The 21,976-nt window shown below is 63.0% G+C and carries 19 protein-coding genes and 1 riboswitch; of the genes, 1 reads left to right on the forward strand and 18 read right to left on the reverse strand.

Features of this window, described 5'->3' with window-relative positions; genetic code table 11:
• Positions 1-40: 40 nt before the first annotated feature.
• The 7 genes from IPM06_02190 to IPM06_02220 all read right to left on the reverse strand — a co-directional run bounded on the left by IPM06_02190 (position 41) and on the right by IPM06_02220 (position 9,099).
• Positions 41-2,290, reverse strand: a complete 2,250-nt coding sequence (locus IPM06_02190; GenBank protein MBK8769221.1) for a molybdopterin-dependent oxidoreductase — start codon at positions 2,288-2,290, stop codon at positions 41-43.
• The gene (locus IPM06_02195; GenBank protein MBK8769222.1) at positions 2,287-3,183 is read right to left on the reverse strand and encodes an FAD binding domain-containing protein; all 897 of its coding nucleotides are present in this window, start codon (positions 3,181-3,183) and stop codon (positions 2,287-2,289) included. Before IPM06_02195 ends, IPM06_02190 begins: the two co-directional genes overlap by 4 nt.
• On the reverse strand, positions 3,180-3,656 hold the full coding sequence (locus IPM06_02200; protein MBK8769223.1) for a (2Fe-2S)-binding protein: 477 nt from the start codon (positions 3,654-3,656) through the stop codon (positions 3,180-3,182). Before IPM06_02200 ends, IPM06_02195 begins: the two co-directional genes overlap by 4 nt.
• Positions 3,657-3,727: 71 nt before the next feature.
• Positions 3,728-6,631: an aminomethyl-transferring glycine dehydrogenase gene (gene gcvP, locus IPM06_02205; GenBank protein ID MBK8769224.1), complete on the reverse strand. Its 2,904-nt coding sequence runs from the start codon at positions 6,629-6,631 to the stop codon at positions 3,728-3,730.
• Between the two features lie 8 nt (positions 6,632-6,639).
• Positions 6,640-7,008 carry a glycine cleavage system protein GcvH gene (gene gcvH, locus IPM06_02210; protein MBK8769225.1) on the reverse strand — a complete coding sequence of 123 codons (369 nt, stop codon included), beginning with the start codon at positions 7,006-7,008 and terminating at the stop codon, positions 6,640-6,642.
• Positions 7,009-7,018: 10 nt separating this feature from the next.
• Positions 7,019-8,140 (reverse strand): glycine cleavage system aminomethyltransferase GcvT, encoded by a 1,122-nt coding sequence (gene gcvT, locus IPM06_02215; GenBank protein MBK8769226.1) that lies wholly within the window; start codon positions 8,138-8,140, stop codon positions 7,019-7,021.
• A gap of 168 nt (positions 8,141-8,308) precedes the next feature.
• Positions 8,309-8,404: riboswitch (glycine riboswitch) on the reverse strand.
• Between the two features lie 134 nt (positions 8,405-8,538).
• Complete coding sequence (locus IPM06_02220; GenBank protein ID MBK8769227.1) at positions 8,539-9,099, reverse strand: porin family protein; 561 nt, start codon at positions 9,097-9,099, stop codon at positions 8,539-8,541.
• Positions 9,100-9,284: 185 nt separating this feature from the next.
• On the opposite strand from IPM06_02220, the gene IPM06_02225 reads away from it, so the two are divergent.
• The gene (locus tag IPM06_02225; GenBank protein ID MBK8769228.1) at positions 9,285-10,175 is read left to right on the forward strand and encodes a DMT family transporter; all 891 of its coding nucleotides are present in this window, start codon (positions 9,285-9,287) and stop codon (positions 10,173-10,175) included.
• A gap of 13 nt (positions 10,176-10,188) precedes the next feature.
• Here IPM06_02225 and IPM06_02230 read toward each other — a convergent pair whose 3' ends face one another.
• From IPM06_02230 to tolQ, 11 genes are all read right to left on the reverse strand, one after another.
• Positions 10,189-11,535, reverse strand: coding sequence for a phosphoglucosamine mutase (locus IPM06_02230; protein ID MBK8769229.1), 1,347 nt, complete (start codon positions 11,533-11,535; stop codon positions 10,189-10,191).
• Between the two features lie 37 nt (positions 11,536-11,572).
• A complete protein-coding gene (folP, locus tag IPM06_02235; protein ID MBK8769230.1) occupies positions 11,573-12,619 on the reverse strand; it encodes a dihydropteroate synthase in 1,047 nt (348 codons plus the stop codon).
• A gap of 84 nt (positions 12,620-12,703) precedes the next feature.
• Positions 12,704-14,614 (reverse strand): ATP-dependent zinc metalloprotease FtsH, encoded by a 1,911-nt coding sequence (gene ftsH, locus IPM06_02240; protein MBK8769231.1) that lies wholly within the window; start codon positions 14,612-14,614, stop codon positions 12,704-12,706.
• Between the two features lie 121 nt (positions 14,615-14,735).
• Positions 14,736-15,959: a tRNA lysidine(34) synthetase TilS gene (tilS, locus tag IPM06_02245; GenBank protein ID MBK8769232.1), complete on the reverse strand. Its 1,224-nt coding sequence runs from the start codon at positions 15,957-15,959 to the stop codon at positions 14,736-14,738.
• Positions 15,946-16,872, reverse strand: coding sequence for a tol-pal system protein YbgF (gene ybgF, locus IPM06_02250; protein MBK8769233.1), 927 nt, complete (start codon positions 16,870-16,872; stop codon positions 15,946-15,948). Before ybgF ends, tilS begins: the two co-directional genes overlap by 14 nt.
• 90 nt (positions 16,873-16,962) lie before the next feature.
• Entirely contained in the window at positions 16,963-17,469 is a 507-nt protein-coding gene (pal, locus tag IPM06_02255; protein ID MBK8769234.1) for a peptidoglycan-associated lipoprotein Pal, read from the reverse strand.
• Positions 17,470-17,668: 199 nt separating this feature from the next.
• Positions 17,669-18,202 (reverse strand): peptidoglycan-associated lipoprotein Pal, encoded by a 534-nt coding sequence (gene pal / locus IPM06_02260; GenBank protein ID MBK8769235.1) that lies wholly within the window; start codon positions 18,200-18,202, stop codon positions 17,669-17,671.
• 108 nt (positions 18,203-18,310) lie between these two features.
• A complete protein-coding gene (tolB, locus tag IPM06_02265) occupies positions 18,311-19,636 on the reverse strand; it encodes a Tol-Pal system protein TolB (GenBank protein ID MBK8769236.1) in 1,326 nt (441 codons plus the stop codon).
• A gap of 41 nt (positions 19,637-19,677) precedes the next feature.
• Entirely contained in the window at positions 19,678-20,670 is a 993-nt protein-coding gene (gene tolA, locus IPM06_02270) for a cell envelope integrity protein TolA (protein MBK8769237.1), read from the reverse strand.
• Positions 20,667-21,128 (reverse strand): biopolymer transporter ExbD, encoded by a 462-nt coding sequence (locus IPM06_02275; protein MBK8769238.1) that lies wholly within the window; start codon positions 21,126-21,128, stop codon positions 20,667-20,669. Before IPM06_02275 ends, tolA begins: the two co-directional genes overlap by 4 nt.
• A gap of 3 nt (positions 21,129-21,131) precedes the next feature.
• Entirely contained in the window at positions 21,132-21,839 is a 708-nt protein-coding gene (gene tolQ / locus IPM06_02280; protein ID MBK8769239.1) for a protein TolQ, read from the reverse strand.
• Positions 21,840-21,976: the final 137 nt, after the last annotated feature.

Consider the following 21,976-nt stretch of genomic DNA (forward strand, 5'->3'; position numbering starts at 1 on the left):
AGGATAAAAAAGCGGCCCGGATTTTCCGGGCCGTTTTGTTTTATGCGAGCGCCGCGAGGATTTTTTCGGGTGTCAGCGGCAGATGCGTGAGTGCCGTGCCGAGGGCGTGATTGACCGCGTTGACAACAGCGGGGGCCACCGGAATGGTGGCGATCTCGCCCACCGCCTTGGCACCGTAAGGGCCCGTGGGTTCACCGGGCTCCACCAGCAAGACATCCACTGGCGGCATTTCCGGCGCATTGACGAGATGATAGCGGCTGAAGCGGTCTGCCTTCATGACACCCGTCACGCTGTCAATTTCCACATCCTCGAACAAGGCGTAGCCAATGCCCGCCTGGATGCCGCCGTGAATCTGCCCCTCCACCAGCATCGGATTGATGGCCCGGCCCACATCATGCGCCGCCACATAGTCCTTCACGCGCACACGGCCTGTCAGGCAATCCACCTCCACCCCGGCAAAATGGGCGGCATATGAACTGGGGTTCGCCGTGGCGGCATAGGTGTGGGTAACGGCCGGCAGCGGCTCACCCTGCACGGCAAGGGTTTGCATCAAGGCAGAGAGTTGCGTGACGCCCTGCGGTACCGATATCCGGTGAATGGCTCCGTCCCGCAGGTCGAGGTCGGAAGGTGCGCAATTCATGAAGCGTGCGGCGGTGGCCAGAATGGCCTCGCGCAGCACAACCGCCGTGCGCCGGAACGCCTCCCCCAGGATGTAGGTCATGCGGCTTGCCCGCGTGCCGATATCGTATCCCGTCAGGTCAGTGTCGGAAGGCGTGATGTCGAACTGCTGCGGTGCTTGCGCCAGCACTTCCGCCGCGATCTGCAGCAGCGTGGTATTGGCCCCGCAGCCAAGGTCATGCAGCGCGCATTGCACGGTGATGCGTCCCTCCTCCGTGACGCGCATGCCCACGGTGGAATATTCGTCCGATCCCGGATAGCAGCCGTTCACATGAGCAGCACAGGCCAGACCGACACCGCGCCTGAAACGCCCCTTACCCGGTGCGGTGGTCCAGCGTCTCTCCCACTCGAAGGCCACCGCCCCGCGCATCAGGCATTCGCGAATGCCCGCATTGCCGATGTCCAGCCCCTGGTAAGGTTCGATGGCGTGCGGCGCGACCACATTGCGAAGCCGCAGTGCAAGGGGGTCCATCTTCAACCGCCGCGCCGCCATGTCGAGATTGATCTCGGCTATGGCGTTGATCTGCGGCGAACCATAGCCGCGAAACGCCCCCGTGGGCGGCGTGTTGGTGTAGACAGCATGACCTGCGTAGTCCTCGGCAGGCACATCATAGAGACGCACAAGCCGTTGCAGCATCGAACCCGGCAGATAGTTGCCGCCCGTCGAATATGCCCCAACGTCAGCCAGCGTCCGGGTCTCGCGCGCCAGTATCTTGCCGTCGCGCGACAGTGCGGTGCGCATGCGGCCAATCACGCGGGAACGCATGCGGGTGGCCAGGCAGGTCTCCCGCCGGTCCAGCGCAATCAGCACCGGCCGCTGCAACACGCGGGCGAAATGGGCGCACAGCGGATCCAGAATGGGTTCCGCCTTGCCGCCGAACGATCCACCAATGGCCGTCTTGATGACACACACTTCGGACGCCGCAACGCCCAGTGCTTTCCCGACCACCACCTGAACCGCGAAAATGCTCTGGCAAGGCGTGCACACGAGAACACGGCCATCGCCCTTCGGCAGGGCGAGGCAGGCATGCGGTTCGATGGCCGCATGGTGGGTCTTGGGCGTGGAGACTTGGGTTTCCACAATCTCGTCAGCGACAGCGAAACCCGCCTCGGCATCACCACAGCGGAACGTCTTGCCCTCGATCGGATTGGCAAAGAGTGGGCGCCCCGGCGTTCCTTCCGCAATCCCGTCCGCCAGCGCCCGCTCCGCATCGAACTGCGCTGGTAGCGCGGCGTATTCCACCGCAAGAACGGCTACCGCGGCTTCCGCCTGCTCTGCCGTTTCGGCAACAACAGCCGCCACCCGGTCACCCACATGGCGCACCACGGACGGGAACATCTGCTCGTCCTCGATCGCCTCCTGACCCTCGAACCAGATCGAACTGTTGTAGCGGTGCGCAGGCGTGTTGCCGTGCCAGAACACCGCCAGCACGCCGCGCATGGCCAGTGCCTCCTCAGCCTGCAGCGCAACGACGCGTGCATGCGGATGCGAGCTGAGCAGCAGTTTGCCGTGCACGGTACCCGGAAACTGCAGGTCGGTGAGATAGCGCAATTCGCCCGACGCCTTCTCTGGGCCGTCCAGCATCGGAAGGCGGGTCGCGACATAGTTCACAGCAGCGCCTCCAGGTCTTCCCAGCGCGGGCAGAGGCCGCCCGCCACGCCCTGCAAGGCATCGAGCCCCACGCCCATCACGGCGCAGCGCTTGTAGGGCTGCGACAGCCGGCCGGGAATGGCCGCATCCACCGCGCCCACCAGTGCCCGCAGAAAATCCGCCGCGACGGCAGGCGAGAGTCTCTTTCCCTCAAGTGTTTCAGCCACAGCCGCAAGCGGCAGAGGCGTGGGCGCAATGGCACCCGCCACGCAACGCACCGCGCCGAAGGTGGTGCTCTCCTCGTCGAAATCAGCTTCGAGGATGAGATTGAGCCGCGAGATGGTGAGATCATCGCGCTGCCCCAGCTTGACGAACGCCGCCCGCGCCAGCATGGGCGCCAGCGGAATGGAGAGCGAGACCAGCAACTCGCAGGTGCCCAGCATCGTTCGCCCCGCACCCGTGAGGAATTGCGCAATTGCCATCTCCCTCCCAATTCCATCCCGCCCCAGAAGCGACACCCGTGCAGCCATGCACACGAGAATGGGAAGCAGGTCGCCCGCGGGCGAGGCATTGACCACATTGCCCCCGATGGTAGCGCGATTCCGGATCTGCACTGATCCGCACAAGTCTGCGGCCTGGGCAAGCACCGGCACACGGGCGCGGATGATGGCGCTATGCTGCAACTCGGAAAGCGTGACCGCGGCGCCAATAACCACCGCGTCATCCCGCACCACGATGTCGCGCAGCCCCGCCGTGGCGGCGATGTTCACGATACAGCCGGACGAAGGAAAGGGCCGCGGATGCACCAGCATGTCCGTGCCGCCCGCGATGAAATGAAGAGGGACATCGGAGGCCGCCATGAGGTTTCGCACCGCCGCGAGGTCGGCAGGCGTGGCAGCGGACACGTCACTCATGGCGCGTCATCCGCGCGGCGCGCGGCCTCCGCGGCCACTGCTTCGATGATCAATTGATAGCCCGTGCACCGGCACAGGTTTCCGGCCAATTCATGACGAATGGCGCGGTCGTCCGGGGCGGCGTTGCCGCGCAGCAGCCCTTCCGCCGCCATCACCATGCCCGGCGTGCAATAGCCGCACTGCACGCCGCCGTGCGCCACGAAGGCTGCCTGCAGGGGCGAAGGCTGCCCGTTGGTGCCGCGAAGCCCTTCGATGGTCTCCACCGTGCGGCCGTCAATCTGGAAGGCCAGCACAAGGCAACTGTTGACCGGCGCCCCATCCAGCAACACCGTGCAGGCCCCGCACTCGCCCTCCTTGCAGCCTTCCTTGAGGCCCGTCAGGCGCTGTGATGTGCGCAGGAAGTCGGACAGCCGTTGCGACGGATCAATCTCCGCCTCCACGCGCGTTCCATTGATGAAAGCTGCAATCTTCATGAGCGATGCCCCGGCGCAAGCTAGCTCAGTTCGCGCCGGGGCATGGAAGATTTCGCGGCCTCAGGCCTGGGTCATTCTGCCGCTTCGAGATACTCGCTCATGGGCGGGCAGATGCACATCAGGTTGCGGTCGCCATAGACGTTGTCGACGCGCGCCACCGGCGGCCAGTACTTGTCATTGGGGTAGTGCGGCAACGGGAAGAAGGCCTGTTCCTTGGAATAGGGATGCGTCCAGTCGCCGAACAGTTCCCCATGGGTGTGCGGGGCATTCTTCAGCACGTTGTCGGTCTTGTCGGCCTTGCCCTTTTCCACCTCGGCGATTTCGCCGGCGATGGAGATCATGGCATCGCAGAACCGGTCCAGCTCGCGCTTTCCTTCCGATTCCGTCGGCTCCACCATCAGCGTGTCGACGACCGGGAACGACATGGTGGGGGCATGGAAGCCGTAATCCACCAGGCGCTTGGCCACGTCTTCGACCGAAAGGCCCGTGCGTTCCTTGAGGTCCCGCAGGTCGAGGATGCACTCATGGGCCACGAAACCGCCGGGGCCCGTGTAGAGCACCGGATAGTGCGCCTTGAGGCGCGCCGCGATGTAGTTGGCATTGAGGATTGCCATGGAGGTGGCGCGGGTGAGCCCCTCGCCGCCCATCATGGCGATATACATCCACGAGATCGGCAGGATCGAGGCCGAACCCCACGGCGCCGCCGAAACAGCACCGAGGTGCCCGTCACGGCCCGCAGCCGGATTGACGCCATCCACCACCACATGCCCCGGCAGGAAGGGCGCCAGATGCGCCTTCACGCCGATGGGGCCCATGCCGGGACCACCACCGCCGTGCGGAATGCAGAAGGTCTTGTGCAGGTTCATGTGGCACACGTCGGCACCCAGCTCAGCCGGGCGCATCAGGCCCACCTGCGCATTGAGGTTGGCGCCGTCGAGATAGACCTGTCCGCCATGCGCATGAACGGTGGCGCAGATGTCGATGATGGCTTCCTCGAACACGCCATGGGTGGAGGGATAGGTGATCATGAGCGCGGCCAGCTTGGCCGAATGCTGCTTGGCCTTCGCCTCCAGGTCCTTGAGGTCGACGTTGCCATTGGCATCGCAGGCCACCGCCACGATCTGCAAACCAGCCATCGCGGCCGAAGCCGGATTGGTGCCATGCGCCGAGACCGGGATGAGGCAAAGATCGCGCCCATGGTCGCCACGCGATTCATGGTAGCGCTTGATCGCCAGCAGGCCCGCGTATTCTCCCTGCGAACCCGCGTTGGGCTGCAAGGAAACGGCATCGAAGCCGGTGATCTCCGCCAGCATCTCCTCCAGTTCCTCGAACAGCTGCTGGTAGCCTTGCGTCTGTTCCAGCGGTGCGAAGGGATGCAGCATGGCAAACTCGCGCCACGTCACGGGGATCATCTCGCTCGTGGCGTTGAGCTTCATGGTGCAGGAACCGAGCGCGATCATCGCCTGATCCAGCGCCAGATCCTTGCACTGCAGGTGGCGGAGATAACGCATCATCTCCGTCTCCGAGTGATACATGGAGAACACCGGGTGCGTGAGGAAATCGCTCGTGCGCCGCAGGGCCAGGGGAATGACTTCGCCCGTCTTGGCGTCGATTGCATCCACGTCCGTGCGGCTCTCCGCATCCGACTTGAACACGCTGAGCAGCTTCATCAATTCCTGCCGCCGCGTCGACTGGTCGAAGGAAATGCCGAGATGGTCGGCATCGACGAAACGAAGGTTGATGCGCTTCTCCTTGGCCTTGGCCCACAGCATGTGGGCACGGCCCGGCACGTGCAGCGTCACCGTGTCGAAGAACGACTTGGTGATGACTTCAAATCCGTAGCCCTTCACCGCATCGGCGAAGACTTCGGCAAAGCGGTGCGTGCGTTCCGCCGTCTTCTTGATGCCGCGCGGGCCCAGATACACGGCGAACATGGAGGAAATGACGGCAAGCAGAACCTGCGCGGTGCAGATGTTGCTGGTCGCCTTCTCGCGCCGGATATGCTGCTCACGGGTCTGCAGCGCCATGCGCAGCGCCCGCTTGCCCTTGGCATCCACCGACACGCCAATGAGGCGGCCCGGCATGGTGCGCTTGTATTCGTCGCGCGTGGCGAAGAAGGCCGCATGCGGCCCGCCAAAGCCCATGGGCACGCCGAAGCGCTGGGAGGAACCGATGGCGATGTCCGCGCCAAGTTCGCCCGGCGTCTTCAGCAGGGCCAGTGCGAGGAGGTCGGTCGTCAAGATGGCAAGAGCCCCAACGGCGTGGAGGGCTTCGATCACCTTGCTGAAATCGCGCACCTCGCCGGACGAGCCCGGATAGGAGAGCAGCGCGCCGAACACTTCACCGGCCTGCAGGTCCTTCAGGGGATCGCCCACCACGAGCGTGTAGCCGAAGCCCTTGGCGCGCGTTTCCAGCACGCCGATCGTCTGCGGGTGCGTGTCGCGGTCGATGAAGAACACGTTCGACGACGACTTGGCGACGCGCTTGGCCATGGACATGGCTTCCGCCGCGGCGGTGCCCTCGTCCAGCAGCGATGCATTGGCGATGGGCAGGCCCGTCATGTCCACGATCATCTGCTGATAGTTCAGCAGCGCTTCGAGGCGGCCCTGGCTTACCTCCGCCTGGTAAGGCGTATAGGCCGTGTACCAGCCCGGGTTTTCCAGAATGTTGCGCAGGATCACCTTGGGCGTGACGGTGCCGTAGTATCCCATGCCGATCATCGAGGTGAACACCTCGTTGCGGCTGGCGGCCTCCCGCAGATAGGAGAGCGCGGTCCGTTCCGGCATTGCCTTCTTCAGATCGAGCGGACGCTTGGCGCGGATGCGCTTCGGCACCACCTTGTCGATGAAATCTTCCACCGACTTGGCACCGACGGTCTTCAGCATGGCGGCGGTTTCGGCCGCATCCGGCCCGATGTGGCGCGCAATGAAATTGGCGCCGGGTTCAAGGTCCTTGAGCGCGAGACGCGTGGACATGGATGACCTCACTTGCCCACGAATTTGTCGTAGGCCGCGCGATCCATCATGCTGTCAAGCTGCGACGGATTGGCGATCTTGATCTTCATGAACCAGGCGCCGCCTTCCGCGTCGCTGTTCACCAGCGAAGGTTCATCGGCAATGGCCGTGTTCACGGCGACGATTTCGCCATCGATCGGCGCGTAGACTTCGCTCGCGGCCTTCACGCTTTCAACCACCGCGGCTTCCTTGCCCTTTTCGACCTTCTTGCCGATGGCGGGCAGGTCGACGAACACCACGTCGCCCAACTGTTCAGCCGCGTGCGTGGTGATGCCGACAGTGGCGACGCCACCTTCGACGGTGATCCATTCATGTTCTTCGGTAAACTTGACGCTCATGGTTATCTCCTCAGCGCTTGAAACGGTTGGGAACAAAGGGAAGTTTGACGACGCTGGCCGGAATGGCCTTGTCGCGGACAAGCAGGAACAGAGGCGTGCCCGGCGCGGCATGGGCAATGTCGACATAGCCCATGGCGATGGGCCCGTTGACGGTGGGGCCGAAGCCGCCCGACGTCACCTTGCCGATCTCGCGGCCCGCGGCATTCTGGATGATGCTGCCTTCACGCGCAGGCAGGCGGCCTTCCGGCTTGATGCCCACGCGCATGCGCTTCAGGCCGCCGTTGGACAGTTCGTTCTTGATGCGCGTGTGCCCGGGAAATCCGCCCTGCTCGCGCCGCGGCTTCGAAATTGACCAGGTGAGGCCCGCCTCGATGGGCGAGGTCGTCTCGTCGATGTCATGGCCATAAAGGCAAAGCCCGCCTTCCAGGCGAAGCGAATCGCGTGCGCCAAGCCCGATGGGCTTTACCCGCTCATCCTTGAGCAACACGTTCCACAGCTTCACCGCATCGGCAGCGGAGAGGGACAATTCGAAACCGTCCTCACCCGTATAGCCGGAACGCGACACATGCACGTCCTTGCAGCCCGCCAGATCGAGCAGCTTGAAATACATGAAGCCGATATTGCGAACCTCGGGGTTCAGCGCCGCCAGAACGTCCTCCGCTTCCGGCCCCTGCAAGGCAATGAGCGCCTCGCCGTCGAGCCGTTCCAGCTTCACGTCCTTGGGTAGCTTGGCGGCAATGTGGGCGTAATCCTGTTCCTTCCGCCCCGCATTGACGACCACATAGAGCCGGCCCGGATAGGCCGACCGGGAAATCATCAGGTCGTCGAGAATGCCGCCATCATCGGCCAGCAGTTGCGAATAGCGTTGCTGCAACGGTGCAAGGCCGCGAATGTCCGCCGGCACCAGCGCTTCCATGGCCTCGGCGGCGCGCTCAAAGCTCTCCGCCACGATGAAGCACTGTCCCATGTGCGACACATCGAAAAGACCCGCATGTTCGCGGGTCCAGGTGTGTTCGGTCAGGATTCCGGTGGGGTATTGCACCGGCATGTCGTAGCCGGCGAAGGGCACCATGCGGGCCTTGAGGCTCACATGCGCGTCATACAAGGGTGTGCGCAGGGTTGTTTCGCTCATCAGTGTCTCCAGAACATGGGTTGCCCGCCTGACCCACCAATGTGTCAGACGTGCCCCCTCTGTCAGGAACCTGAGAGTTTTCGCCGTCCCGTCACTCCGACACGGGAAAGCTTTCTCCTTCGGTGAGCGGCGCCCTCATCAGGCCACCTCTGCTCTCCAGAGTCTTTACACCCACGTGCGGTCCTTTTGCCTGAGAGTTTCCGGGGCGGTTGCTCCTTCGGCGCCACAACCCCGAGGGGCCGCGATCTCTCCCGCACACGGGGAAATATGTCAGGCGAGAGTAGGCTGGTGCCTTCAAAAGTCAAGCCACCATCGCAAAAGCAAAACGCGCCCCGCTTGTGGCTGGGCGCGTCCTGGTCCGGGCCACGCGCGATTGCGGGCCCAGGAAGCGTGCTGGATCAGAAGCTGAAGCGCAAGCCGACCGTGGCCTGGTGCTCCTTGGTATCGCTGCCCGAGATCATGATGTCGCGGAAGCGATAACCGGCGTCGATGGCCAGGTTGTTGGTGAGGTCGACAGACACACCGGCAGCCGCGCCGAGCGCCAGGCCGCTGTCGTCCACCGCACCGCCCGAGCCGTTGGCCCAGCCGTAACCCGCACCCACGCCGACGTAGGGCGTGAACATCGAGTCGTTGGCGAAGTCATAGTAGACGTTGCCGAGAACCGTCGTGGTGGAGAGTTCCGCACCGGGAGCAACCTTGTAGTTTCCGCTCCAGTCGGCTGTCACATCGGCGCGCACGTTGTCGGAGAAGCGATAGCCGACGCCACCACCTGCGACGAAGGCACTATCATCGGCACCGCCGCTCCACTGAAGGAATGACCAGCCCGCATCAGCGCGGAGGTACACACCCATCATGGCCGGATCGGCAGCAGGCGGCGGATCGAGGTCGGCAGCCTGCGCAGACACCGCAACCGGGGCAAGAACCACGCCGGCGAGCATCAAAATCTTGAACATCTTCATCGTAAGCACCTCATCCTTTGGATCGTTCGATGGGTGCAAGATGGCGTCCGAGAACGGCGCCACACGGGCCGAAAAAAGGCGCGAATGTGACACCCCCGATTTGTGGTATCTGGGCCACAGTATTTCGTTCGAATCCTGCGCAAATTGTTGAGCCCGGGTTAAGGTTAACGGCACCGAAGCATCTCATGGCCTATCGCGTCACTGCATTTGACTGGTTCCTCTTCGCGATTCTCGTGGTCTGCTGGGGAACCTCCTTCGCCATGAGTAAGGTGGCGCTTCAGCACGTCACACCCGACTGGATTGCGGCGGCGCGCCTCATGGTGGGCGCTGCGGTGCTGCTCGCCGCAACAGCCGTGCAGCGCGCGCCGGTTCCCTTCGACCGAACGTTTCTCGCGCGCTACCTCTGGCTCGGTCTCATCGGAAATGCCGCGCCCTTCTTCATCATCACCTGGGGCATGCAGTCGATCACCAGCGGCGTTGCCGGATTGTTGATGGGAACGATCCCGCTCATCATCATCATCATGGCGCACTTCGCGCTCCCCGGCGAACGCCTGACACTACCACGCACCGCCGGATTCATTCTCGGCTTCTCCGGCATCATCACCCTCATGGGACCGGAGAATCTTTTCAACATCAAGGCTCACGGCGAGGAACTGAAGGGAGAACTCGCGGTCGTACTCGGCTGCCTCATGTATGGCGTCAACGCCATCAGCGCCAAGCGGATGAAGCTGCCGGGTACGATCGGCGTATCGGCAGGCGTGCTGGCCGCCGGTGCCGTGCTTGCAACGGCCGCAGCCGCCGTGCAGTCGCCCTTCCTCATTCCGCAGGCGCCCGTGTCATCGTGGCTGGCGATGATCGGATTGGGGCTGTTTCCCACAGGCCTCGCCACCGTTGTCTGGTTCAAGGCCATGGAGCGCACCAGCCCCACCTTCACCACTATGTCCAACTACCTGGTGCCCGTCTTTGCTTTGGGCTTCGGCGCGTTGATGCTTGGCGAGCACGTGGGCTGGAACGTACTCGTGGCCCTGCTGCTGGTACTGGCGGGAATCTTCGTGAGCCGGATCAGGCCGGCCTGACAACCAGCCAGCGTTAAGCCGCTGCCTTGGAAATGACGCCGCACAGGTCGTCGACGATGGTCGAGACCAGCTTGCCGTCATCACCTTCCGCCATCACGCGGATCAGGGGCTCGGTGCCCGACGGGCGGATCACGAGGCGGCCCTGGTTGCCGAGACGCGCTTCGGCGTCCCGAATGGCATCCTTCACCAGCGAGTCGCCCAGGGGATTGCCGCCCTTGAACTTCACGTTCTTGAGAACTTGTGGCAGCGGTTCGAAGAGGCTGCACACTTCGCTCACCGGCTTGCCCTGCCGCACGACTTCGGCCAGCACCTGCAAGGCCGCCAGCAATCCATCACCCGTCGTTGCGTAGTCCGAGAGCACGATATGTCCGGACTGTTCACCGCCCACGTTGAAGCCATGCCCGCGCATGTGCTCCACCACATAGCGGTCGCCCACTTTGGTGCGGGCCAGCGCCAGCTTCTGTGTTTCGAGGAAGCGTTCCAGCGCCAGGTTGGACATGATGGTGGCCACGAGGCCGCCACCCTTCAGGTTGCCACGTTGGGCCCAGCTCGTGGCAACGAGCGCCATGATCTGGTCGCCGTCGATGACGCGGCCCTTTTCGTCGGCGATGATCACCCGGTCGGCGTCGCCGTCGAGCGCGATGCCGATATCGGCGCGCAATTCGCGCACCTTCTCGCACATCACTTCCGGATGTGTTGAACCGCATTCGTCATTGATGTTGGTGCCGTTGGGATCGTTGCCGATCTCGATGATTTCAGCGCCCAGTTCCCACAGCGCGGTGGGGGCCGTCTTGTAGGCAGCCCCATTGGCCGTATCGATCACGATCCGCATGCCGTCGAGATTGCTCTCGCCCGGATAGGTGCGCTTGGCGAATTCGATGTAGCGCGCGCCTGCGTCCTCGATCCGCTTGGCGCGGCCGATTTCGGAAGGACCCGCGAGCGAGATCTTTCCCGGATTGTCGATCAGGTCTTCGATGCGAAGTTCCTGGGCATCCGACAGCTTGTAGCCATCCGGCCCGAAAATCTTGATGCCGTTGTCCGAGAACGGATTGTGCGAGGCGGAAATCATCACGCCAAGGTCGGCGCGCATGGAGCGGGTCAGCATGGCTACCGCCGGCGTCGGCACCGGTCCGAGCAGGAACACATCCATGCCGGCCGCGAGCAATCCCGCCGTCAGGGCCTGCTCGATCATGTAGCCCGAAAGCCGCGTATCCTTGCCGATCACGACGCGGTGGCGGTGTTCGCCCCTGCCGTAGATGTGTCCGGCGGCCATGCCGATCCGCATCACCACGTCGGGAGACATCGCCCCCACGTTGGCCCGGCCACGCACACCATCAGTCCCAAAATACTTGCGAGTCATGATTTTCCCCAATCCGGTCCCGGCATAATAGCAGAACCTAAATGTCTGCTGAATCGGGATGCAAGGCCGCGGTAAACACCGCCAACGCGTCGCGTGTGGCCTTTACATCATGAAGCCTCAGGATGTGAGCTCCGGCCAGGGCTGCCTGCAGCGCCCCGCCCACCGAGCCGTTGACCCTGTTTCCGGCCGTTTTTTCACCTGTGAGGGCTCCCAGGAAGCCCTTGCGCGACACCCCCACCAGCAGGGGCACACCAAGTCCGTGGAAAACCGTCAGCCCCGCCATCACATCGAGGTTCTGGCGGAAAGTCTTTCCGAATCCGATGCCGGGATCGATGGCAATCATGGCGCGGGGTATGCCCGCCGACTCCGCCGCCGCTACCCGGCCTTCCAGCATATCGTAGACATCGAGCAGCACATCGTCGTAGCGGGGTTGCAGTTGCATGGTCTTGGGCTCGCCCTGGGCATGCATCAGCACCACCGGCACCCGCGCCGCTGCCACCACGCCTGAACTCTTCTCGTCATGCCCGAGCGCCGACACATCATTGATGATCCTGGCGCCCGCCGAAAGAGCCGCCGACATGACAGCGGATTTCCGCGTATCGGCCGAGACGAGGTGACCCTTCGCCAGTGCTTCGATCACGGGCAGGACGCGGCGCAACTCTTCTTCCACCGCAACGGTGTCGGAACCGGGCCGGGTGGACTCGCCGCCCACATCCAGGATGTCCGCACCCTCCTCCGCCAATTGCGCACCGTGCGAAATTGCAGCAGCAGCAGAGGTGAGCTTCCCTCCGTCGGAGAAACTGTCAGGCGTGATGTTGACGATCCCCATCAACCGCGGCACCGTGAGATCAAGGCCCGCAAAGGCCGGGCGCACGGCTGAGAGCCGCTCCAATGCCGCCGAGTTATCCACGCCGGCAATCCGCTGCATGTCGCGCTCGATCACGCCCTCGCGGCGCGTGATCACATCCACATGGGTAAAGCCGACGTGGCCTTGCCCGGCCAGAGGCAGGGCGTCGCCATCGCGTACCATGCGCGGCACATCCGCGCCGAACACAAGGCCCGTGGGTCGATAGTAGGTTTTCATGACATCACCGCTTGGCAGGAATCAGAAAGACCCCGGCCGCGAAGCCGGGGTCCTGGATTTACAACAGTTCGGACCGCAAGGGCATCAGCCCTGGTGCTGCGGCTCAAGGCCACCACGGCCACCACGCTTGGCACCCGCGCGCGGCACGCTGGTGCCGCCCTTGTCTGAGCGCTTCAACGGCTTTTCGTCGCGGTCGATGCGATCACCCTTCAGCACCCGCGCCACCTCCTCGCCGGAAAGCGTTTCGTATTCCAGCAGGGCCTTGGCCAACACATGCAGGTCTTCACGCTTCTTTTTGAGGATCGACTTGGCCTGCGCCTCTCCTTCATGGATCAGGCGGCGCACTTCCTCGTCGATGATCTGCGCGGTCCCTTCCGAGACATTCTTGCTCTGCGTCACGCTATGGCCGAGGAACACCTCCTGCTCGTTGGCGGAGTAGCGCACACGGCCGAGCTTTTCGCTCATGCCCCATTCCGTGATCATCGCCCGCGACAACTGCGTCGCCATCTGGATGTCGCCCATGGCGCCGTTGGTCACGTTCTTGTCGCCACCGAGAATGAGTTCAGCCTCGCGCCCGCCGAACAGAACGGCCAGGCGGGCCTCGCACCATTCGCGGGTGCGGCTGTGGCGGTCGCCTTCCGGCAGGTTCATGGTCACACCCAACGCGCGGCCACGCGGGATGATCGTCACCTTGTGCAGCGGATCATAGTTCACGTTCAGGCCAACAATGGCGTGTCCCGCCTCGTGATAGGCTGTGTTGCGGCGCTCTTCATCGCTCATCACCATGGACTTGCGCTCGGCACCCATCATCACCTTGTCCTTGGCATCCTCGAACTCGGCCTGCGTGATCATGCGCTTGTTGCGGCGGGCCGCAAGAAGGGCAGCCTCGTTGCAGAGGTTGGCGAGATCAGCACCGGAGAAGCCGGGCGTACCACGCGCCAGCACCTTCGGATCAATATCCGGTGCCAGCGGCTTGTCCTTCATGTGAACCTTGAGGATCTGCTCGCGGCCCTTCACATCCGGATTGCCGACAGTGATCTGCCGGTCGAAACGGCCCGGACGCAGCAATGCCGGGTCCAGCACGTCCGGACGGTTGGTCGCGGCGATGATGATGACGCCTTCGTTCGCTTCGAAGCCATCCATCTCCACGAGGAGTTGGTTCAGCGTCTGCTCACGCTCGTCGTTGCCACCGCCAAGGCCCGCACCACGGTGACGGCCGACGGCGTCGATTTCATCGATGAAGACAATGCAAGGTGCATTCTTCTTGGCCTGTTCGAACATGTCGCGCACACGGCTCGCACCCACGCCCACGAACATTTCCACGAAGTCGGAACCCGAGATCGTGAAAAAGGGCACGTTGGCTTCGCCCGCAATGGCGCGCGCCAGCAAGGTCTTGCCCGTGCCCGGAGGGCCGACGAGCAGCGCACCGCGCGGAATCTTGCCGCCCAGCCGCTGGAATTTGTGTGGGTCCTTGAGGAAGTCCACGATCTCGACAACGTCGTCCTTGGCCTCATCCACGCCAGCCACGTCGGAGAACGTGACGCGGCCCTGCTTTTCGGTGAGCAGCTTGGCGCGGCTCTTGCCGAATCCCATGGCCTTGCCGGAACCAGCCTGCATCTGGCGGATGAAGAACACCCAGACGCCCACGATCAGCAGCATCGGCAGCCAGTAGATCAGCGCGTTGGACAGGAAAGAGTCAGACTGCGGCGGACGGAACTCGGCCGAGACATTCTTCTCGCGGATGGTCTTGAGGAAGTCCTCGGAGACGGGCGCGTAGGTGGTCAGCGTCCGGCCATCAGCCGTCTTCGCCACCACATCGCCGTTCATCGACGCCGTTATGCTGCTGATCTCGCCGTTGTTGATCTTCGTCAGGAATTCCGAATAGCTGATCTCGCTGCTGTTGGCGCGCATGCTCTGGCCCTGGAACAGGCTGAACAGTGCAAACAACAACAAGGCAATCACGATCCAAACGGCGAAACTGCGGAACTGGTTCACGGTCGATCCTCAATTCTGGAAGCAGCCTGAGGCGCGCTTCCGAAATCCATCCCAAAAACTGAAGCCTAACATAGGTCCGGCCCATCCAGAATCCAAGCGCGGCAACACTGTAAATACGAGACTAAAGGCCAAATCGTTCACCAAGCGTGACCGAAACCCGCCCCTGCCCGTCAAAATGCGGAAAAACGGCCGTTCCCCCCACCATCACCACCGGAAGGCTGGCGACAATGAAGGCCGGAAGGCCCGTGGGCGAAGGCGGCCGCAAACCACCAGCCAGTCGAACAGTGGCCCCCGCTGGCGCATGGATCAGGAAACGCCCATCCCAGACGATCCCCGCATCACCCGAAATTGTCTGTAACCCCGGTACAATGCGGCCCGGCTCCCGGCCGATCAAAACGTCCCGCAGCCGCGCCGCGACAAGGGCCCCGCCCAGCGACCGCCGCGTATTGCCCCCGCTGTTCAGCACCGAGAGAAGGCGAACCATATCCGCCCGCAAAGGCGCCCGCCCGTTGCCGCACATGGCAACGAGCCGGGAGAGCGCAGCCAGCGCCGCCCCCTCACCCGCCAACGCCAGCGCCGCACGGGGAAGGCTGGCATACCCCTCTGTATGGATGCGCACATGCCGCACCAGCCACGCCTCGGCTTCAGCAGCAGTTGCGGTGGTAACGACCTGTGCCCACGCCGCTTCCGCCGCCAGGGCCGCAACATTTTCGCCCACCAGCAATTGACGCACACGGGCGCGCTCGAAAACCGTGTTCTCGTTGCTGGGATCTTCAAGCCAGCCCTGCCCCAGTCCGCGCAGGAAATTCCGCAGCGCCTCACGCCGCACAGCCAGCAGTGGACGGAGGAGACGAACGCCATTCCACGGCCGCTCCGGCCAGATCGCGGCAAGGCTTGCCGCACTCGCCGTGCGGCGCTTGCGCATGAGTACCGTCTCGGCCTGGTCGTCGAGGGTATGGGCCGTCAGCAGAACGGAGACGCAATGCGCAGTGCACCACCGGGTCAGCAGATCATAGCGCGCCTCGCGGGCCTTCGCCTGGATGCCCGTTGCAGGCTTGGCGCCCGCCCAGGCGAGAATGTGGTGAGGAACCCCCAACCCCGCACACCAGCGCGCCACCTGGTCGGCCTCGGCGCGCGAACCGTCGCGCAGTCCGTGATCGATGGTGAGTGCAATGACCTCCGGCCCATCCGGCAGGAGTGCCGCAAGGCGCAACAGGGCCATGGAATCGGAACCGCCGGAGACCGCAACTGCAATGCGCGTCACACCGGAGAGGACAGGAAGAAGTACACCGCGGCTCAGCACGGCATCAGGAGAAATCGCGGCGGCGGCCTCAGCAGCCGGCACGCTTGTATTCGGCGGAGGCGCGCTTCTTGGCTTCCACGGCGCGCGGGAACTCCGTGCCCACGGAATTCAGTGCTGCACAGGCCTGGTCCTTCTGGCCCATCTTGTTCAGCGCCATCCCGAGCTTGAGAAGGCTGTCGGGAGCGCGGCGGCTCTTGGGATAGGTCTTGTAGGCCTGCAGGAAGTTCTGCGCCGCCTGCTTGGAATCACCCTGCACGTAGAAGGTCTCGCCCAGCCAATACTGGGCACTGCCCGCCAGCGAATGATCTGGATACTTGCTCAGAAAGCTGCGGAAGCCCGCTTCCGCTTCGGGGAACTGGCGGCGGAGCAGCGCTTCGTTTGCGGTCTTGTAGAGTTCGTCCGGCGTTTCCGTGGGCTGCAAAGACACCTGCTCGATGCCATCCTGCTGCTGCACGCCATCATTGACAACAGGCTGACCGGCCTGCGCCGTCTGTGTCTCGCCATTTTCGGGAACGACCACCTGACCTTGGAAGCTGTCATCGGTGCCGCTGTCGGCCCCGGCCTTCTTGAACGGAGCCTGGCCGGGTGCCAGTTCAACGGCACCCTGGTCGGTGCCCAGGACTTCGGCATTGAGAGACTTGGGCTTGGAGGCCGGCGTATCCTGGATCACCTCGATGCCATCGGACGACGTTCCGTCCTGCACGGCGGGCGCTTCGGCCACCTGCTTCTGAACGGGCTTCGGCATGGGTGCGGGCACCACATCCCCGGCATCGCCCTGCTTCTGGCCCAGCTGCTGCTGCAACTGGTTCACGGTGTGGGTCAATTCTTCCACCTGGCCGGTGAGCGCACGAATACGCTCCTCCATCTGGAAGATGCGGGTGGCGATGTCCTGGGCGGAAGCGGGATAGGCGGCAGACGCGAGAAGGACGGCGGCAAAGATGCTGCGTTTGAACATGTCAGACCCTGATGTTGGAGTCGTGTTACCCAAGACCTTGCCGCCCAAAGACGGAGAAATTGAGGCTTTGTCCCGTCAGGACAGCATGCCTCAGTTGGTGCCGCCGGTGATCACTGTCACGGCGCGGCGGTTCTGCGACCAGCATTCCTCGGCATCGCAAAGGGCCGCCGGACGTTCCTTGCCATAGGCGATGGAGGAAATGCGGTTGCCCGGAACACCCTGCTGGATCAGGTAGTTGCGCGACGCCGTGGCGCGGCGTGCGGAGAGCGAGATGTTGTATTCACGGGTGCCGCGCTCGTCGGCGTGGCCTTCCACCTGAACCGTCACGTTGGGATACTGCAACAGCCATGCGGCCTGCTTGGACAGCGTGTCCTGCGCCTCGGGCGTGAGCGTCACGGTGTCGACGATGAAGTAGATGCGGTCACCGACATTGGTTTCGAAGTCGGCCTTGGAACCGGGAGCGGCCTGCCCCATGCCGACGCCACCACCACCAGGACCGGCCTCAAGGTCCGGCGTGTTCTTCTTCGAACAGGCGGCGAGCGCCAGGAAACAGGTGAACAGGGCTGCCGCTTTGAAACCGGCCGATCGGGTCATCATCAATCCCACTCCTAAAAGGTCCCCTTCAGATGGCCGTCCCGGGCCCCGAAGATTGGGTCTGTGCTCAAAGCCCGCTCCGGCGATGCCGGACGGGCCATTTGCAGCAGGCCATTGCGCAAATTGCCACCGCACGCAAGTGTGGTGGCAACTGAGTTAACAAATTGTCACAGGGCCAACATACGGCCCTCCCGGAGGAGACTCAGCTCGTCCGGGCGCCGCCGGTGATAACCGTGACAGCACGGCGATTTTGTGACCAACACTCCTCCGCGTCACACAAAGATGCAGGCCGTTCCTTGCCATAGGCGATCGAGGAAATCCGGCTACCCGAAATGCCCTCGGACATGAGGAAATTGCGCACCGCCGTCGCTCTGCGCGCCGAAAGCGACAAGTTATACTCACGGGTGCCGCGCTCGTCGGCATGGCCTTCGATCTGGATCTGCACTTCGGCATACTGGTTCAGCCAGTTCGCCTGTTTGCGTAGCGTATCCTTGCCCTCGTCCGTGAGCGTCACCTGGTCCATCTGGAAGAACACGCGGTCCCCAACGGCGGTCTGGAACTCCTGCACGGAGCCGGGAGCCGCTGCCCCCGCGGCGAGGTCGCCGCCGCCATTGCCGCCAAGGCCACCACTGTCCAATCCGGCGGAGGTATTCTTCTTGCTGCAGGCTGCAAGCGAAATGGCGCAAGCCAGCGCCAGGGCAATCCGGAATCCGGTCGTCTTCGAAGTCATCATCATGCGTCAATCCACCTAGTGAGAGGAGCCCCCCGGCCCCAACCATTCATGGCGTTGGTAATGACCTGATAACCTGAAGAACGGTTTACCGAACGTGGTTAAGCAGACGTTTCAATTGAGCCGCGGTGACCAGGCAGGGTCGCTGGAGAATTCCGGCGTCGGCACCTTCTGCTCATTGTAGCCGGTCACATCGACGGAATAGAGATTGGCACCGCCGGTTTCGCCACCGCTCTCGCGGAAGAACATGATGACACGGCTGTTGGGCGCCCAGGTGGGCCCCTCGTTGTGGAAACCCTCGGTAAGGATGCGCTCGCCCGAACCATCCGGCTTCATCACGCCGATGGCAAACTTGCCGTTGGCGTTCTTGGTGAAGGCGATCCACTTGCCATCGGGCGACCAGACCGGCGTGGAATAGCGGCCCTTGCCAAACGAGATGCGTTGCGCTTCGCCGCCGTTGGCGCTCATCACGTAAATCTGCTGGTTGCCGCCGCGGTCCGACTCGAAGGCAATGGAGGCGCCGTCAGGGGAATAGGATGGAGCGGTGTTGATGGCCGCCACGTTCGTCACCTGGCGCAGCTGTCGCGACTGCAAGTTCATTTCGTAGAGGTTCGAGTTCACGCCGTCTTCCGACTGCAGCGACATGATGATGCGCCCGCCATCGGGAGAGAAGCGCGGCGCGAAACTCATGTTCGGGAAATCGCCAACGATCTCCTTCTGGTTCGTGTCGATGTTGTAGATATACACCCGCGGCACACCGGTTCCGAAGGAGAGGAACGTCACCTCGTTGGCGGTCGGCGAGAAGCGCGGCGTCAGCAGCAGGTCGCCCTGCACCGGCAGCGTGTGCGGGTTGAAGCCGTCCTGATCCATGATCGCCAGCTTCTTGATGCGCTGCGACTTGGGACCGGATTCATCGATGAACACGATGCGCGTGTCGAAATAGCCCTCGAAACCCGTAAGCGCCTGGTAGATCTGGTCCGAGATGCGATGCGCCAGGCGGCGCGCCGCCTTGGGCGAGGCGGCAAGTGACTGGCTGGCCAGCATCTGGCCCGAGTTCACATCGTAGAGTTTGAATGCAACGCGGAGCTTGCCGCCATCCATGTAGGCCTGTCCTGTCACCAGCGCCTTGGCCTGCACCTGCCGCCACGACTCCATGCTTGGCGTCGCCTCGAAATCCGAAATGCGTTCGATGAAACTGTCAGGCGACAGGGGATTGAAATATCCGGAACGGCCGAGGTTGTTCGCGATCACGCCGGAAATTGTTGCGGCGGAATCTTCCGATCCCGAACCAGCCAGGAAGGGCGAAATGGCAATCGGCAGGGGATTGATCTTGCCGCCGGACACATCCACGTCCAGCGCCCATGCAGGAACGCCGTTCCCCAGGGCCACGAATGAAGCAGCGCCCGTGGCCGCCAGCAGGTTACGTCGGTTCAGCTTCATCCCATTCCATCCAGATTGCACAGGAGCCCTTTATCACGCAGTTAGCCGGACATCATGTCCGGCGTGAAGTTGACCTTGATTTCCTGCCACATATCATAGCGGTCATCGGGGAGGAAATCATAGGGCGCGCATTCCATCACTGCGGAAACAGCGGATTGCGCCGTGGCATCGGTGAGCGCGTCACCCCCGCCGGAAATGACGATGGGCAGCCCTTCCACCGTCTTGTCCCTCTTCAGGTTGAACTGCACCTTGACCGAGATGCTGGCCTCGCGTGCACCCGGAGGGACTGTCCAGCATTCCGACAGGCGGCTGCGCAGCGCGTCGATCAGCGTAGCGGCCACGGCGGAATCATCGCCCTGCGCTTCGGTCTTGCCCTGAACGGGTGAACCGTTGGTGTCGCCGGACTTCTTCGGTGCCGTGCGCTCGTCATTTTCCTTGTTCAGCAGCGCATCAAGCGCGGCCACGTCGAGCTTCTGCTTCTTCTTTTTTTCCGCTTCAGCCTTCTTCTTCTTCTCGTCCTCGGCTTTCTTCTTCTTTTCCGCTTCGGCCTTCTTCTTCTCTTCCGCTTCCTTTTTCTTGGCTTCGTCCGCTGCCTTCTTCTCGGCGAGCGCCGCTTCCTCGGCGACCTTCTTTTCTTCCTCAAGCTTCTGCTCTTCCAGCAGCTTTTTCATCGGATCCGGATCGACAGGTTTGTCCTCAACCTTTTTCTCAGGCTCAGGTTCCGGCTTCTTGACGGGTTCGGGCTGAGGTTCCGGTTCCTTGGGCTTGGCGGCGAGAACTTCCTCTTCCGCAACCTTGGGCGCGGGCTTCACCGGCTTGGTGACTTCGGTCTTTTCGGCAGCGGGCTTTTCCGGTTTCGGCACGGCCTCCGTCGTGGTGGCCATCACCTTTGTCACGTCTCCGATGTTCGTAATATCAACCTGCACGGCATTCTGCGGTTCCACCTTGAACGGCGCCGGATTGGGCATGCCGATCAGCACCGCCAGAAGCAGTGCGCCGTGGACAAAAGCGGATGCGGTGAAACTGCGCTTCATGGCGCGACAGGTTGCTCCTTCTGCAGCGTCACCAGGCCGATCTTCTTGTAGCCGGCGGAATTGAGCACGCCCATCACTTCCATGACGGCACCATAATCGGTGGAGGCATCCGCCCGCACAAAGAGTTGTTCCTCATTGCCGTTCTTGGCGAGTGCGCCAAGTTTCGCCGCCAGCTCTTCCAGCGGAATCTGTGTTTCCATGAGATAGACCGTCCGGTCCTTCTGCACCGTGATGTAGAGCGGTTCCTTGGGCGCATCCATGGATTTCGCTTCCGTCTTCGGGAGCTCGACGGGCACGCCCACGGTCATGAGCGGGGCCGCAACCATGAAGACGATGAGCAGCACGAGCATCACGTCCACCAGCGGCGTGACGTTGATCTCGCTGATGGCGCCGTGACGCGAACCGCGCCGGCCACGCCGGGCATTGATGGTCTTTGCGCCGCCTGCGGAAGCACCCATGCGTCAGGCCCTTTCATCCAGCTGGCGCGAGATGATGGCGGAGAATTCATCAGCGAAATTCTCCAGCCGCGACTGCACCTTGGCCGCATCGGCCGAGTACATATTGTAGAAGATTGTCGCCGGTATGGCGGCCACGAGGCCGATGGCCGTGGCGAAAAGCGCTTCGGCAATGCCCGGCGCCACCACGGCAAGATTGGTCTGGCCAGAATTGGCGATGCCCTGGAACGCCGTCATGATGCCCCACACCGTGCCGAACAACCCGATGAAGGGCGCGGCCGAACCGATGGTGGCGAGAAACAGGAGGTTGGATTCGAGATCGGACATCTCTTTCTGGATGGCGACGTCCATCACCTTCTCGATGCGCTTCTGCACACCGGCAAAGCCCGCGCGCATGGCGGCACCCTGGCTCTGCTTCCATTCTTGCATGGCAGCAAGAAAGATGGATGCCAGCCCCGCAGTGGCCCGTCCGCCAAGGCCGCGATAGAGATCTTCCAGCGACTGTCCCGACCAGAAGGCCGATTCAAACTTGTCGTTGGCGGCGTGTTCGCGCCGGAACGTGAAGAACTTGTTGAAGATGATGGTCCAGCACCAGATGGACGCGAGGCCCAGCCCGATCATCACGAAGAACACCGGCCAGGAAGCCTGCGCGACGAGATGCCAGAGCGAGATTTCGGCGGTCTTCGTCACCGCGGTTTCAGTGATGGTTTCCATGTGATCCGTTGCGTCCCAAATCGGCCCATTTTCCCGAGCGCGTGGCGGGGCAGCCGAACCCGCCTGCCTCAAACCGTTAAAATCTGTCGAAACTGCGGCGATTTCCACAACTTCGGCCAACGGCCCGGCGCCCCGTC

Source organism: Hyphomicrobiales bacterium, assembly GCA_016710435.1.
Taxonomy (GTDB): domain Bacteria; phylum Pseudomonadota; class Alphaproteobacteria; order Rhizobiales; family Aestuariivirgaceae; genus Aestuariivirga.